Below are 14,787 nucleotides of genomic sequence, written 5' to 3'. Positions count from 1 at the left end.
GGCATCGTCGTTTCCGGAACAGACGTATAGACAGCGACGACGTGTTGGAGTGAGCCGTTTTATCGATCCGCGCTCGCCATACTTTTTCACATCAAAGGATGCAGAATGCAACGCTTGTTGATTATTGCCCTGGTCGCCGCTCTGGTTGCCGTTTTCTTTGGGTTCGGTCTCGACGACTACTTTACACTGACACAGCTTAAAAGCAGCCAGGAGACCTTCGGGCAATGGTTGCATGACTTCCCTGTGCTGGTGCCCACGGTCTATTTTGCGGTTTATGTGCTTGTTACCGCCTTGTCGTTGCCCGGCGCGGCGATTATGACCCTGGCCGGCGGCGCGCTATTCGGGTTGTGGCAGGGGCTGTTGCTGGTCTCTTTCGCGTCCAGCATCGGGGCAACACTGGCGTTTCTGGTGGCCCGGTTTGTGCTGCGTGAATCGGTGCAGAACCGCTTCGGCGAGCGCTTGAAGGCCATTAATCGCGGTATTGCAAGGGACGGTGCTTTCTACCTATTTACGCTGCGTCTGGTCCCGCTGTTTCCCTTTTTCGTCATCAACCTGGTGATGGGGGTGACGCGTCTGAAAACCTGGACCTTTTATTGGGTCAGTCAGTTGGGCATGCTTGGCGGTACCGCCGTCTATGTCAATGCCGGCACCCAGTTGGCGGAGATCGACAGTGTGGGCGGTATTTTCTCGCCGGAACTCATTCTGTCGTTTGCGCTGCTCGGGGTGTTCCCCTGGATCGCAAAGGCGATTGTGCGCCTGGTTCAGCGGCGCCGGGCCTACAAAGGTTGGACCAAACCGAAGCGGTTTGACCGCAATCTCGTGGTGATTGGCGGTGGTGCGGGCGGCCTGGTGTCTGCCTACATCGGGGCGACGGTCAAAGCCAAAGTCACGTTGGTGGAGGCCCATAAAATGGGGGGTGACTGCCTGAACTATGGCTGTGTGCCCAGCAAAGCGCTGATCAAAAGTGCCAAGGTCGCCCACCAGATGCGACATGCGGACCATTATGGTCTGAACGCTCAACAGCCGACCTTCAGCTTTCGCGCCGTGATGGAGCGAATTCACAAGGTGATCAAGGAAGTCGAGCCCCATGATAGTGTCGAACGCTACACCGGTCTGGGGGTTGATGTGGTGCAGGGCTACGCCACGATTGTGGACCCCTGGACCGTCGATATCGCCCTGAATGATGGTGGTACCCAGCGCCTGACCACCCGCAGCATTGTCATTGCGGCCGGTGCCGAACCTCTGGTGCCGGATCTGCCCGGACTGAACGATGTTGGCTATGTCACCAGCGATACGCTGTGGGATACCTTTGCGAAACTGGACGAACCGCCCAAGCGCCTGATCGTGCTCGGTGGTGGTCCCATTGGTTCAGAGCTGTCTCATGCCTTCGCTCGTCTTGGGTCCAAAGTGAGTCAGGTCGAACGAGGTGAGCGCATTCTCGCCAAAGAAGACAGTGAGGTGTCGGAGATCGCCCGTGAGGCAATGATGGCCGGTGGGGTTGAAGTGCTGACCCGACACGAGGCCTTGCGTTGCGAGCGCGACGGTGATGAAAAAGTGCTGGTGGTCAAACACGAAGGCGAAGAAAAACGGATCCCCTTTGACCAACTGCTGGTCGCGGTGGGCCGCAAGGCCCGATTGACCGGTTACGGACTGGAAGATCTGGGTATCCGCACTGAACGGACGGTCCTGACCAACGAATACCTGGAAACTCTGTACCCGAACATCTACGCCGCCGGCGATGTGGCGGGGCCCTATCAGTTTACCCACACCGCCGCGCACATGGCCTGGTACGCCGCGGTGAATGCGCTGTTCGGGCAGTTCAAACGCTTCAAGGTTGACTATTCCGTCATCCCCTGGACCACCTTCCTGGATCCGGAGATTGCCCGCGTGGGCATCAGCGAGCGTGAGGCGAAGGCGCAGGGTATAGATTATGAAGTTACCCGCTTTGAGTTGGCCGAGTTAGATCGCGCCATTGCCGACAGCACCACCACTGGCTTCATCAAAGTCATCACCCCGAAAGGCAAGGATAAAATCCTGGGCGTAGTCATCGTCGGTACCGAAGCGAGCAACCTGATGGCCGAATTTATTCTTGCCATGCGTCACGGTCTGGGCCTGAACAAAATTCTCGGCACCATCCATGTCTATCCGACGCTGGCCGAGGCCAACAAGTACGCCGCCGGCGAGTGGAAAAAAGCCCACAAGCCGGAAGCGGTACTTCGGTGGTTGGAGAAATACCATACCTGGAGACGGGGAGGGGACAGATGATAGCGTCACGTGTATTTACGGCAGGTGCGCCTTCGGCTTACCAGCCCTACGCACAACTGTTTAAGCATTCTTCCCGCAACGAGGAAAATCGGAGTGCAGAGGTGCGTCGGTCCGAACACCGTTTCAAGACCGTGAGCCGTGGGACTAGCGCTCTCGAGCTTACAGGGATGTATTTACAGCGTGTCTTGAAACGGTGTTCGGACCGACGTACCGGACGTGGTGAATCGATCAAGTTTTCTATGCACGGAATCGTGTTCGTTGCCTTATCCATGCTAAGTGGTTTGGCTATTTCGAGCGACTTCGACCACCAGCACAAAACCTACGCTCAGGTACTCGAAAACCACGTCCAATGGAATGAAGAAGGCACCGCTTCCACCGTGGACTACGAAACGCTCAAAGCCGCTCCGGACACCCTCAATCAATACCTGGGGCAACTCTCCGGCGTCGAAAAGTCCCAGTTCAAAACGTGGAGCCGCGACCAGCAACTCGCCTTCCTGATCAATGCCTACAACGCCTTTACCCTGAAACTCATTGTTGACCATTACCCGGTCGACTCCATTCGGGATATTGGCACGTTCTGGCAGAATCCCTGGAAGATGCGCTTTTTCACCCTGTTGGGAGAAGAGATGCATCTCGATCAGGTAGAGCATGAGATCATCCGGGAGCCCGGTGTCTACAACGAGCCGCGTATCCACTTCGCCGTCAATTGCGCCTCCGTTGGCTGCCCGGCGCTGCGTACAGAGCCGTTTACCGCCAAGCAGATCGAGCAACAACTGGAAGACAGTACCGAGCGTTTTCTGCAAGACGAGACCCGCAATCGCTATCGGGATGGCCGGTTGGAGGTGTCCTCCATTTTTAAATGGTACCGGGAAGATTTTGAGCGCGGTTGGCAGGGTATCGACAGCCTGAATGCGTTTTTTTTGCGTTATGCCGATAGCCTCGGGTTGAGTGAAGCCGAAAGAGAGCAGCTCCGCGAAGGGGCGGTGGTGTATCGCTTTCTCGATTATGATTGGACGCTGAATGAGTGAGCGTTTTCGGGCATGGCAACGGCGGATGCGGGCACCGCTGCGCTCGGCCCCTACGGATAGCTCTGAGGGTCGCGTAGGGCGGATAAGCGCAGCGCATCCGCCGTTACCCAACGTAATACCCCGCGCCACCGTATACGTAGGGGCTAAGCGAAGCGGAATAAATCCGCATCCGCCGTAAAACAACGATGAATGTATCAAATGGAGCAAAGTTGTTAATGAAAAACCGATTGTCCAAACGAGTGCGGTCGTCAATTCCGCGAACCCTGTGCGCCAGCGCCGTCCTCATAGCCGCGCTACCCGCTCACGCCCAAACCAGCAGCATTCAGGATGTCCTCGTGGTGGGCGAAGCCCTCAGTGGTATGGGCAATGTGCGCAGCGACGAAGTCGACGGGCCTTTTGGCCTGGGCCAGACCATCGCCGACATCGGCCGTTCAATCACCCCGGTGACCGAAGATTTGCTGAACGAAGCGGCCATCGACAACCTGCAGGAGCTGCAGCGGGTCGCTCCCAACACCTTCCAGGCCAAAGGCTTTGGTGCGCCCAGTCTGCCGACGCTGCGCGGTCAGTTGGGCGAAGTCTTCTCGGCCGGTATGCGTCGCCAGGTGGGCAATAACGGTCTGGGTATTCCGTTGTCGTTCAACTCGGTTGGCCAAATCGATATCGTGCGCGGTACCCCTTCGGTGATTCTCGGCACCACTCAGCGCACCGGCGGGTTTGTGAATATCACGCCCAAGCGCCCGGACCTGAGTGAGCCGGAGGGCCGCGTCAGTCTGACCGGTGGCGAATGGGACCAGTACGGTGCGCAGTTGGATTATTCCTGGGTGATCGATCCGGAGCGCCAGGGGGCCCGGATCAGCCTGGAGCATAAAGACGAAGGCAGTTTCTACGACTATGCCGGGCTCGACAGCACCAACCTGTTTGCCGCTTACCGTATCTTGCCCAGCGATCATTTTGAGTGGAATGTGTCGCTGGAATACTACGATGTGGAGTGGACCGATAATGCGGGCATCAATCGCCCGACCCAGGATCTGATTGATCACGGTCTTTACGTGCAGGGGCAGGGTGTTCAGCCCAATGGCTCCAGGGTGCCGGGCGCCTTTGCGGTCGTCAGTCCAACCGGCGAGGTAAAGATCCCCCGCAACCGGGTACATACCCACCCGGACGACATCAACGGGGCGGAAACCCTGTTGCTGCATTCGGTGTTCAATGTTGAGCTGGCGGACTCCATTCGCCTGGTCAACCGTTCCTACTACGAACATCTGGAGCGCGAGGAAATCGCCCAGAACAGTTTTGTGGAAATTGTCGACGGGGCCGATACGCTGGAAAACCGCACCGAGCTGCACATCCACAACACCACGGTGGGCGCCAACCTGCGTTACAACGACGTGCTCGGCTACAGCCAGTTCACCACCGAGGCCGATCTGCCCACAGACTTGACCGGTCCGCTCAGCAATCGGGAAATCCCGCTGACCGACGTACAGAAGGCGCGTCTGGTTGAATTGCGCCCGGGCCTGTTCGTTTCTCCTGGAGCCCAGTACGACATCGACGGCGACGGGGTGGGGGATTTCAATCTGTCGGACACGACGGATTCCTCCAGTGTGCAGGGCGGATTATTTGTTCAACACAAACAGCCGCTGACCGAGCGCCTGCAGTTGACGCTGGGCGCACGGGGCGACTGGTACGATGTTACCGCTCGGGATCCCATCGCACCTGAAGGCGTCGAGGCGGCGCGGGACAACCACAACGACTTCCTGAAAGCGGGTGAAGCGACGTTGCATTATCGATCTGGTGAATCGGTAACCCTTTACGCCACCAGCAGCTACAGCGAATCCACCTCCAACAGCATGGCCGGTGGCAATGTGCTTGGGGGGAACAACCAGATCGATCCGCTCAACTTTGCCACCGAAAATACCCTGCATGAAGTTGGCCTGAAATACGCGCCCGCTGGTTCACCCTGGTATGCGGATGCGGCGGTTTTCGATCAGACCCGCAGCCTGCGCAATCGCGATGGCAGTAACAGTGGGGTGGCCACCCGAGGACTGGAGGCGCAACTGTTTTATCGCGGGGAGCGTGCCTGGATGAGCGTGGGCGCCAACTGGCTGGATGCCGAGTTCGATAATTCCGCTGCGTTTCAGGCCGCGGAACAAGTGGCGGATGCCTTCGATGACTCCCGCCCGGATATCATTCAGGGCACCGGTGTCGGTGCGCCTAACTTCGCTGCCTTCCCCGCGTCCAACCAGCGTCTGCACGGCCTGCCGGACTGGAGCCTGTCCGCGGCGGGTGGGTACCTCTTTGCCGAGGGTTGGTCGGTGGGTGGCTCCGCCGTGCTGACCAGCGATTATCCGCTGGACTATCTGCAAACGGTCACCGTTCCCGAGCAGTTCACCCTGAATGCCAACCTGGCCTATGAGTTCAATCAGGGCGCCAGTCGCATCCGCCTGGATGTATTCAATCTCACCGACGAGGAAAACTGGACACCGGTGTTTGAAGGCGGGTATTTTGGTTCCTCTTTGGTCTTTCCGGAATTGCCACGGCATGTTCAATTGCAGTTTACCCAGCGCTTTTAAGCGCGCCCTGACCGCGCTGCTTCTGATGAGCAGCGCGGTCGTGGTCCAGGCCGAACAAACCGCCGAGGACTGGTCCGACGTGGTGCAGGAGGCGCGCGGCAGCACGGTGTTCTTTTACGCCTGGGGTGGCTCAAACTCGGTCAATCAGTATCTGCGCTGGGCCGGCAGACACCTGAATCGGCAGTACGGCATCAACCTGCGCCACGTCAAAGTCAGCGACATTGCCGAAGCGGTGCATCGCTTGCGCAGCGACCAGGCTGCCGGTCGGAAGCAGGGCGGAGCCATAGATCTTCTGTGGATCAACGGCGAAAATTTTCACGCACTGAAAGAGAGTAAGTTGCTGGAGCCGGATCTGCTGAGTGCGATTCCCAATCACGTTCATCTGCTCACGGACGAGTTGCCGCTGTTGACGGACTTTGGGGTGCCGGTGGACGGCTTCGAAGTGCCCTGGGGTATGGGCCAGTTCAACATCATCGCCCGCGACGGCAGCTTTGCCGAACCAGCCATCACGCCAGAGCAGCTTCTGGCCTATGCCGAACAGAACCCCGGCCGGCTCAGCTATCCCAAACCGCCGGATTTTATTGGCACCACCTTTCTGAAGTCCCTGCTGCAGGCTCTGGCCGATAATGACGAGCGGCTCTACCGCGAACCCAGTCGTAGTGCCGAACGGGACCTGCTGCCTGTACTGTGGGATTATCTTGACCAATTGCATCCGCTACTTTGGAAAAAAGGCCAGGCGTTTCCCAAAGACTCGGCGCAACAACTGCAGTGGCTGGCGGATGGGCAGCTGCATGCGGCGTTCAGCTTCAACCCTCAGGAAATGGACAGCAAAGTCGGCAATGGCCGGTTGCCGGAGACGGTAACCCAGCACTATTTTGCCCAGGGCGCGATCACCAACAGCCATTACCTGGCGGTGCCGCACAACGCCTCCCACAAAGCGGCGGCGAAAGTAGTGATCAATTTTCTGATTTCTCGCAGTGCTCAGGCCCGCAAGGCGGACCCGCGCTATTGGGGCGATCCGGCGGTGGTCAGGCTGGATGAGGCGGAGGCGCTGTTGCCCACCGCTCAGGAGCTGCACGCCGGCTGGCAGGAACGGCTGGAGGCACATTGGCTCGCGCGCTACCAGTAAGCCCGACCCTGAGCACGACGGCCGGGCTGTGTCTGGCTTTACTGCTGGGCCTGCCCCTGACGGTCGCGGTATGGCCCTACGTGGGTCAACTGGTCGGGCTGAGTGCCGACGCAGTCACTGATTTTGTGCGGGCGCCGGGACTGACCGCGGCCATCGGCTATTCTCTGGTGCTGGCGACTCTGGCGCCGCTGCTGGCCTGCTATGTGGCACTGGCTTTCAGCGCGCGGACATCACCGCGCCTGCTCGGATGGCTCGCCCCGTTGCTCTCCATTCCCCATCTGGCCTTTGCCGTGGGCGTGCTGTTTTTATTCAGTCCCACTGGTTGGCTGGTGCGCGGATGGCACAGTCTGTCTGGTGGTTTTGAGTCACCGCCGGCGTCGGCCTTGTTGGCGGATCGGTCTCTGTTCACCCTGTTCTGGGTGCTGCTGCTGAAGGAAATCCCCTTTCTGCTGCTGATGATCCAGAGCGCCCTGACCCAGATCCCGGCCGAGCGCTACCTGCAGGCGGGGCAGACCCTGGGCCACTCCCGACTGGCCAGTTGGTGGCAACTGGTGGTGCCCGAGCTGCTGACCAGGCTGCGCCTGCCCATGGCGGCGGTGGTGATCTACACCCTGTCGGTGGTGGATGTACCGCTATTGATCGGCCCCAATCTGCCGGGCGTGTGGGCCCAGCAGGTGTTTCAGTGGCAGCAGGACTTTTCGGCTCAGGCGGCTCACTCGGCACTGCTGGGCAGCCTGGTGCTCATCGTATTGGCGGTCCTTCTCCTGTGGCTGAACCGGCAGCACGAACGTCTTTATGCCGGGTTGGTGCGCGGGTGCCGGCGGGCGAAGGTCACTGTGTTGCCCTGGCTCGGCGGCCTGGGCTTGTTGATGCACTCCATCGCGCGCCTGTGGTTGCCTTTGATGGCGATGCTTTCCATAGGGGTCATGGCGGCACTGGTGGTCTGGTCGCTGGCGCAAAGCTGGTTCTATCCGGATCTTTTGCCCGGCACGTTCAGCCTGTCCACCTGGCAGAGTGAATGGCCGTTTCTGGCGCCGCTGCTCTGGCAGACGGCGGGGCTTGCGCTGGTCAGCGCCAGTGTCGGGCTAGTCGGGGCGTTGGTATGCCTGGAATGGCAGGCCCGGCGCGAGCGCTTCTGGCCCCAGTGGGTATTGCTGCTGGGACTGCTGGTACCGCAACTGCCGCTGGTGATGGGTTGGCAGTTTGGCCTGAGTGCGCTGCGTCTCGATCCGCACTGGTATTGGGTGCTCTGGGCCCACTGTGTGTTCACCTTTCCCTACGCCTACCTGATGCTTTCCGGTGATTACCGCCGCTTCAATCGACGCTGGCTGCTGGTGGGCCAGAGCCTTGGCTACTCAGCGCCGGCCTGCTGGTTTCGGATCCTGTTGCCCATTCTTAAGCAGCCGATACTCTATGCTTGGGTGATCGCATTTTCGGTCAGTGTCGCCCAGTACCTGCCCACCCAACTGTTGGGGGCCGGCCGTGTGGTGACCGTCACCACCGAAGCGGTCAATATTGGCAGCGGTGGGGACCGCCGTCTGCTGGGGCTCTATGCGTTCTGGCAACTCTTGCTGCCCCTGATACTGTTACTATCCGCCGCCCTGTTGAACCGACGGGCGCGCTATCGCTTCGCGCCGCGTTAACCTTCCCGGAGTCGCTTAATGCTCGATACCCGCCTGATTCCACTGACCCGCCCGCCGCTGCGCTGGCTTGCCGCACGACTGGATCGCCTGGGCATTACCGCCGACCAGGTGACTGTCGGCGGTTTCGTCATCGGGATGTTGTGCATTCCACTGCTCGCGCTGGAATGGTACGTCGCCGCACTGGTGGTGATTGTGCTCAACCGCCTGAGCGACGGCCTCGATGGCGCCCTTGCCAGAATTCAGGGCATTAGCGACTCTGGCGGCTTTCTGGATATCGTGCTGGATTTCATTTTCTACAATGCCGTTCCCTTCGGTTTTCTGCTCGCCAACCCGGAGCAGAACGCGTTCTGGTCCGCGCTGCTGATGCTCTCCTTCGTCGGCACCGGCACCACCTTTCTCGCCTTCGCGATTATGGCCAACAAATACCAGCTCGACAGCCCGGACTATCCGCAGAAATCCCTCTACTACATGGGCGGTTTGGCCGAAGGCACCGAGACCATCGTGGCGTTGGTGCTGTTCTGCCTGTTCCCGCAATACTTCCCCTGGCTGGCGGGCCTCTTCGCTGTGATGTGCTGGATCACCACCGCCGCACGGATACGGGCGGGCTTTACCACCTTGAAAGCCCTGTCACCGAGAGTTCGAACCGTTAATTAGTTGGGGCTGAGCTTTTGCCGGAATACTGTTAAAGTGCATCCGACCATTATGGTCGATGGTCCACAATAACGTTATTCCCGGCAAAGGTATTGGATATGAGATTCCTGACAAAGATACTCGGCGCTGTGTGTATCGCACTCGCCGTGTCTGCATGCTCCAGCGTACCCGTGGAGCACGAAATCAACCATCATCGAGATATCGTCTGGGCCAGCCCGGAAGGGTTTGATCTGACCCTGGATATTGCGGTGCCGCAAACCGACACTCAGGCCCGGCCCGTTTTGGTGGTCATTCACGGCGGTGGCTGGCTGGTGAACGATCAGTCCATCATGACGGACCTGGCGGACACCATTGCCCGACGTGCTGATCTGGTGACGGTGAACATCAACTACCGCCTGCTGGGGGACCTGGATAACACCACCACCATGGATGAAATCGTGGAAGATGCCATGGGAGCGGTGCTCTGGGTGAAAGACAACATCCAGCGCTACGGTGGCGACCCGGATCGCATTGCCGTGACCGGTGATAGCGCGGGCGGGCATCTGTCGGCCATGGTGACGCTGGCGGGGCGCACGCTGAGCAATGACGGCTTTGATTCCAAACCGTTGGGTTTCACCCCGACCTACTTGCCTGAGGGGATGACCGCCGAGGCCGTAGCCAGGGAGGATGGGTTGCGGGTGCAGGCGGCCATTCTGAGCTATGCGGCGTTCAGCCTGTACGAATCGGCCAAAGGTGGTTTCGAGCAGGACAGCAATCCGTTCTGGGCCTGGGGCGGCGCCGAGGCGCGCGGCATGTTTGGCGACGATATCAATGTCGAAGATAATCCCGAGTACTATCAGGCGGTATCACCGGATCAGTACCTGGTCAGTGCCGAGGAGTACCCCTTACCACCCCAGTTTGTTCACGTCGGGTCGGAAGACCAGCTGACGACTCCGGCCAGTGCGCGCGCTTATGTGGATGCGCTGAAGGCCTTGGGCCAGCCTGCCACCCTGAAGATTTACGAAGGCAGGGGTCACGGATTTCTGGACAGTGGTTGCAATGACTACACCCAGGGCTGCTTTGAGGAACTCTCGGAACCGACGGTCAGCGATATGATTGCGTTCCTGAACGGAGTCTTTGAGCTGGATGATTGATGCCCATACTGGGACGAGTACATCTGCGCATCCGCGGTACTGAGCAATTGCGGGGCGGTGTTGCCATCCTCTGGGTAGGGCGCGCCGCCCAAAGTGTGCGCTGAGGAATAATTTGGATTGACCGGGCTGGCGGTGGTAATGGCGGAGACTATGGCTCTATAATCGCGAATCTTTGCGGGGGTTCTATGAAAAAGCTGTTTTCGCCGATTCTCAATCACTTCGAAAAGGGCGAAGCGCGCTATGCTTACAAGCCCTTGCACCGCACCATTCTGATTGTGGTGGCGGTTCTGTTCCTGGTCATAGCGTCGGGCTCCCTGTTTGCGGCCATCAAGTTTTCCGTGTTGGGCGGTCTTATCCCCGCCGTGGTTTTTCTGTCGGGCAGTATTATCTGTGCGGTGGTGGGCCTTCTCGGAAGCGACAAGGCCGTGGCCAATATGTGGAAAACCCGCTGATCAGTAAACGATCCCCACGGTATCCAGGTAATAATCGGTGTAGGTAGTGTATTGCCCGCGCTGCCAGGCAATGACGCTATGGGAATCCTGCGGAATGATCATGGGGCGGATGTTGTGGCGCGCCGGGTCATCGGTCAACTGTTCCCACTGAATGTCAGCGGTTTTCTGTCCCTCGCCAATATGTGCGCGAAAAATCTGATGTTTGCCACCCAACGCTTCCCCGGTTTTTGGGTGAACATCTGTCGAAATCACCACGTGGTTCGGGTCTGACGGGTCGAGCGTGATCAGCCCGGTATAGCTCGCTTCGCGCTCGTACAGTCGGCCGCCGGCGTGGGCCACTTCCCGATCAATCCACTGCGCTCCATCCCAGGACGCCAGGCGGTAGCGTTGGTCGTTATTGCTCAGGTAGAGCGAGTAGCCGATATGGGGATGACCCTGCTCGTCCAGAACGATCGAGCTGGTCCAGGCGCTGTTGTGAGCGCTGAGCTCGTGGCCCCGGAAACCGCCGCCCCCGCCCTCGAATATCCGCTCGGCCTCTGATGGCTTCAGCGGCCCATCCTCCTTCAGGTTTTTGATGAAGCTACCGTCGGCCTTGTAGAAATTGCCGTTCCTGAATTCGGCGTAGTAAATACTGGTGCCGTGTACCCTTGGGTGGGCGTCGGTAAAGGAAACGGCGATAGTGTCCTGCCCGTTGCTGGCGTAGCGGGGGTAGGGCCGGTTGCGCCCTTCAACCTCACTTTTGATGAAGTGTACGGGATCGCCCCAGCTGGCGCCTTCATCATTGGAGGTGACGAAGGTGGGGTTCCATTCGATGCCCCGGTAGAAGTTGTACAGAGTGTCTTCGGCGGCCAGAGCGTACAGGTTCATATAGGTAACCGGCTCGCCGCTCTCCAGCGTGTGCTCTTCGCCCCAGCTCAGGTAGTCGTCGCTATCGGAGAAGCGGTAATAGTGCTTGTTCTCGGTGCTGTGACGGGCGTACACCACCAGCAGACTGTCGTCCGGACGGGCAAAAGACGCGGGGGTATTGTGATCATCATGGTCAAAGTGCTTGTGCAGGCTGGTTCTGCCCAGGATGACCCGATTTTCCAGATCGTATACCCCCACCGCCGCATCGCCAATGCCGTTGCCTGCCACCCCGCCGATGATCAACTGCCCGTCGTGAATGATGGCGCGCGGGTCCTGAAACCAGCACCAGCCGCTGTTGTGCATGAAGGTCTGAATGGTGGGCTTGGCGGCTTGATCGTTGGCCGTTTCCTGTGACTCAAGCAGCTTGTAGACTTCCGAGCCTGCGGCCAGAAAGGCACCGACGCCATAGACTTCGGTGTAATCCGGGAAGGACTCCCCCGGTTCGGCGCCGACCGGTTGCACATGCCCTAACAGGCCTTCATCGGTCACCGCATCGGCCAGCGCCTGCCAGGCGCTCTGTACCACCGGTTGATAGGTGTCCCGATCGAGAATTCCTTCATTGATGCCCCAGGCCAGGCCAAAGGTGAAAAAGGCGGTGCCACTGGTTTCCTTGATCGGATACTGCGCGGGGTCGCCGAGCAGCCCCATGGACCAGGTACCATCGTCTCGCTGAACGGAGCGGATCTTGCGAGCCATTTTTTTATAGAGTTCGAGATAGAAATCCCGTTGCTCCCAGTCTCTAGGCAGATCGGGAATCATCAGCGCCAGGCCGGCGAATACCCAGCCATTGCCTCTGGACCAGTAAATGTTTTCGCCGTTTTTCTCGCGCTGATCGAAGAAACTGGAGTCCCGAAAGAACAGCTGATCCTCTTCGCTCCAGAGCAGGTCATGGGTGGCGAGGTATTCCTGGTGCATGAAATCCAGGTACTTTTCCTCTCCAGTGACTTTCGCCAGCCGGGCCCACACCGGGGGCGCCATAAACAGGGCATCACACCAGCCCCAGCGCTCGTGTGCGTGTGTGTTTTCGGCATTCCAGTCCAGGGTACCGGTTTTCGGGTTTTCCAGTATCCAGTCAAATTGGGACCGCACCGGGTTCAGCATGGCCGGGTCATTGAAGTCTTCGTACAGGGCGAGGTAGAACTGGCCCACCACATGGTCATCGGCATGGTAGGGGCGCCGGTGCAGGGCCCAGTCGTTGCGCTCGCCGATCATCTTCAACCACTCGGTATACTTGGGGTCATCGGCGATTTTGCGCCACTGGTTCATGCCCGCGTAGAGCGCACCGTTGTGCCATTCCAGGTCGTGATACTGCTCCCGGTTGGCCCAGTCCGGTGGGTCCTGGGGCAGGGCGCGGTATTTGCCCTGCTCCTCGAAATGCTCGATCTGCCAGTCGGCCACTTTTTGGGTCAGGTTTTTGACCGATTCGGATGTGAATTCCGGGGATTGGGGTTCCGCCGTATGCTGACAGCCAGCGGCCAGCAGCAATGTGCATAGCGATAGGGCGCGCGCAAGGAATCTCATGCGGTTGTTCTCCATTCTCTCGTTTTATTATTTATGCCGTTTGTATGCAGCAGGAATGCTAGCACTTATTGTAGGACAATTCGATATACGTGGTTGCGGTAGGAGCCCCCGGCGCTCCGCTTCCCAACACGCCCTCGAACCGATTCCGGTCATTAGGGTAAACTCGTGCAACTACTGATGTTTGGAGAGGCCTCTATGACATTCGGCCAGCCGCACAACCGGCTACTGCTCAACTGCGATATGGGTGAGAGCTTTGGCCCCTGGACCATGGGGCGGGATGAGGACGTCATGCCGCTGGTGGATCTGGCCAATATCGCCTGTGGCTTTCACGCCTCGGATCCGGTCACCATGACCCGCACGGTGCTGTTGGCCAAGCGGGCCGGGGTCGATATTGGCGCGCACCCGAGTTACCCGGATCTGCAGGGCTTTGGGCGGCGCAGCATGCAGTGCAGTCCCCTGGAGATTGTGGCCCTGGTGCACTATCAGATCGGCGCTCTTGCCGGTATTGCCAAAGTGCACGGAATGGCGCTCTCCCATGTCAAACCCCACGGCGCCCTGTACAACGATATGATGCGCCATGAGTCGGTACTGCGTGCCGTACTGGAAGCGGTGGCGACCTACGATGCCTCTTTGCCTTTGATGGTTTTGGCCACGGCCGATAACGAAGCTGTGGGGACAGTGGCCGATGAATTCGGGGTGCGGCTGTGGTTTGAGGCGTTTGCGGATCGGGCCTACGATGAGCAGGGGTTTCTGGTGCCGCGGTCTGTGCCCGGAGCCGTTCATAATGATCCCGAAGTGATTGTGGCCCAGGCGCTCAGCCTGGCTACCAGTGGCCAGGTGCAGACGCTGGAGGGAAAGACGCTGACCCTCGATGCCACCACCCTGTGTGTGCACGGAGATAACGACGACTCGGTGCGGTCGGTGCGGCGTATTCGTGATGCATTGGATGGCTGGTACCAGGAGAACTGACCTTTGGCGGACTGGACTCTAGAGCCCGCCGGAGCGGACGGCCTCCTGCTGCGCTTTGGTGATCGTATTGACCCCGCTCTGGTGCCAAAGATTCGTGCGGCCACGGATTGTCTCGCCAGCCGGTTGACCGGCCGTGTGCGAGATCTGGTGCCCTCCTACACCACCTTGCTGGTCGGTTTTGACCCGCGATACGAATCGTTTGATAGCCTCGCTCCCCTCATTGAGTCGTTACTGAGCGAGCTACTCACGGCGCCTTCCCATGCCGGCCATCTGGTGGAGATTCCGGTGTACTACCACCCCTCGGTAGGCCCCGATCTGGAGCGCGTGGCTGCCCATCACCAGATTACGATCGACGAGGCGATTCGCCGGCATACCGCCCGTGAATACACGGTGTATACCATTGGTTTTGCGCCGGGCTTTGCCTATCTCGGCGAGGTGGCGGACGAGTTGGCCACGCCGCGCTTGGACAGTCCCCGAAAGAGCGTACCGGTCGGCTCAGTGGCGCTGGCAGACCGGCAGACGG

The 14,787-nt window shown here is 59.3% G+C and carries 11 protein-coding genes; 10 read left to right on the top strand and 1 reads right to left on the bottom strand.

Translation table 11 applies throughout. The features are described 5' to 3' along the window. The first annotated feature begins 105 nt into the window (after positions 1-105). The 8 genes from B3187_RS12450 (at position 106) to B3187_RS12415 (ending at position 10,868) form a co-directional block, all read left to right on the top strand. Positions 106-2,265: an FAD-dependent oxidoreductase gene (locus B3187_RS12450; protein ID WP_286806808.1), complete on the top strand. Its 2,160-nt coding sequence runs from the start codon at positions 106-108 to the stop codon at positions 2,263-2,265. A gap of 281 nt (positions 2,266-2,546) precedes the next feature. Beyond that, a complete protein-coding gene (locus B3187_RS12445; protein WP_286806806.1) occupies positions 2,547-3,293 on the top strand; it encodes a DUF547 domain-containing protein in 747 nt (248 codons plus the stop codon). 215 nt (positions 3,294-3,508) lie between these two features. Continuing rightward, complete coding sequence (locus B3187_RS12440; protein WP_286806804.1) at positions 3,509-5,860, top strand: TonB-dependent receptor; 2,352 nt, start codon at positions 3,509-3,511, stop codon at positions 5,858-5,860. Continuing rightward, positions 5,829-6,989 (top strand): ABC transporter substrate-binding protein, encoded by a 1,161-nt coding sequence (locus B3187_RS12435; RefSeq protein WP_286806803.1) that lies wholly within the window; start codon positions 5,829-5,831, stop codon positions 6,987-6,989. The genes B3187_RS12440 and B3187_RS12435 overlap by 32 nt, the downstream gene beginning before the upstream one ends. Next, positions 6,968-8,632, top strand: a complete 1,665-nt coding sequence (locus tag B3187_RS12430; protein WP_286806802.1) for an ABC transporter permease — start codon at positions 6,968-6,970, stop codon at positions 8,630-8,632. The genes B3187_RS12435 and B3187_RS12430 overlap by 22 nt, the downstream gene beginning before the upstream one ends. 18 nt (positions 8,633-8,650) lie before the next feature. Continuing rightward, positions 8,651-9,286, top strand: coding sequence for a CDP-alcohol phosphatidyltransferase family protein (locus B3187_RS12425; protein ID WP_286806800.1), 636 nt, complete (start codon positions 8,651-8,653; stop codon positions 9,284-9,286). Between the two features lie 95 nt (positions 9,287-9,381). Continuing rightward, positions 9,382-10,416: an alpha/beta hydrolase gene (locus tag B3187_RS12420; RefSeq protein ID WP_246004378.1), complete on the top strand. Its 1,035-nt coding sequence runs from the start codon at positions 9,382-9,384 to the stop codon at positions 10,414-10,416. 185 nt (positions 10,417-10,601) lie between these two features. Next, a complete protein-coding gene (locus B3187_RS12415) occupies positions 10,602-10,868 on the top strand; it encodes a hypothetical protein (RefSeq protein ID WP_286806798.1) in 267 nt (88 codons plus the stop codon). Here the strand turns inward: B3187_RS12415 and B3187_RS12410 are convergent, their stop codons facing one another. Further along, positions 10,869-13,295, bottom strand: coding sequence for a glycoside hydrolase family 88 protein (locus tag B3187_RS12410; RefSeq protein WP_286806796.1), 2,427 nt, complete (start codon positions 13,293-13,295; stop codon positions 10,869-10,871). A gap of 195 nt (positions 13,296-13,490) precedes the next feature. Here B3187_RS12410 and B3187_RS12405 point away from each other — a divergent pair, with 195 nt between their 5' ends. Together B3187_RS12405 and B3187_RS12400 are read left to right on the top strand one after the other, a co-directional pair. Then, positions 13,491-14,264 (top strand): 5-oxoprolinase subunit PxpA, encoded by a 774-nt coding sequence (locus B3187_RS12405; protein ID WP_286806795.1) that lies wholly within the window; start codon positions 13,491-13,493, stop codon positions 14,262-14,264. Between the two features lie 3 nt (positions 14,265-14,267). Further along, a partial coding sequence (locus B3187_RS12400; RefSeq protein WP_286806793.1) for a 5-oxoprolinase subunit B family protein occupies positions 14,268-14,787 on the top strand: 520 nt, incomplete at its 3' end.

Source organism: Marinimicrobium sp. UBA4209, from assembly GCF_002381585.1.
Lineage (GTDB): Bacteria > Pseudomonadota > Gammaproteobacteria > Pseudomonadales > Cellvibrionaceae > Marinimicrobium > Marinimicrobium koreense.
The sequence above is the reverse complement of the archived record's forward strand: the minus strand, read 5'-3'. Positions and strand labels throughout refer to the sequence as shown.

Coding starts and splice junctions, on each gene's coding strand:
- B3187_RS12450 (WP_286806808.1), top strand. CDS start 106: ATGCAACGCTTGTTGATTATTGCCCTGGTCGCCGCTCTGGTTGCCGTT.
- B3187_RS12440 (WP_286806804.1), top strand. CDS start 3,509: ATGAAAAACCGATTGTCCAAACGAGTGCGGTCGTCAATTCCGCGAACC.
- B3187_RS12435 (WP_286806803.1), top strand. CDS start 5,829: ATGTTCAATTGCAGTTTACCCAGCGCTTTTAAGCGCGCCCTGACCGCG.
- B3187_RS12425 (WP_286806800.1), top strand. CDS start 8,651: ATGCTCGATACCCGCCTGATTCCACTGACCCGCCCGCCGCTGCGCTGG.
- B3187_RS12420 (WP_246004378.1), top strand. CDS start 9,382: ATGAGATTCCTGACAAAGATACTCGGCGCTGTGTGTATCGCACTCGCC.
- B3187_RS12415 (WP_286806798.1), top strand. CDS start 10,602: ATGAAAAAGCTGTTTTCGCCGATTCTCAATCACTTCGAAAAGGGCGAA.
- B3187_RS12410 (WP_286806796.1), bottom strand. CDS start 13,295: ATGAGATTCCTTGCGCGCGCCCTATCGCTATGCACATTGCTGCTGGCC.
- B3187_RS12405 (WP_286806795.1), top strand. CDS start 13,491: ATGACATTCGGCCAGCCGCACAACCGGCTACTGCTCAACTGCGATATG.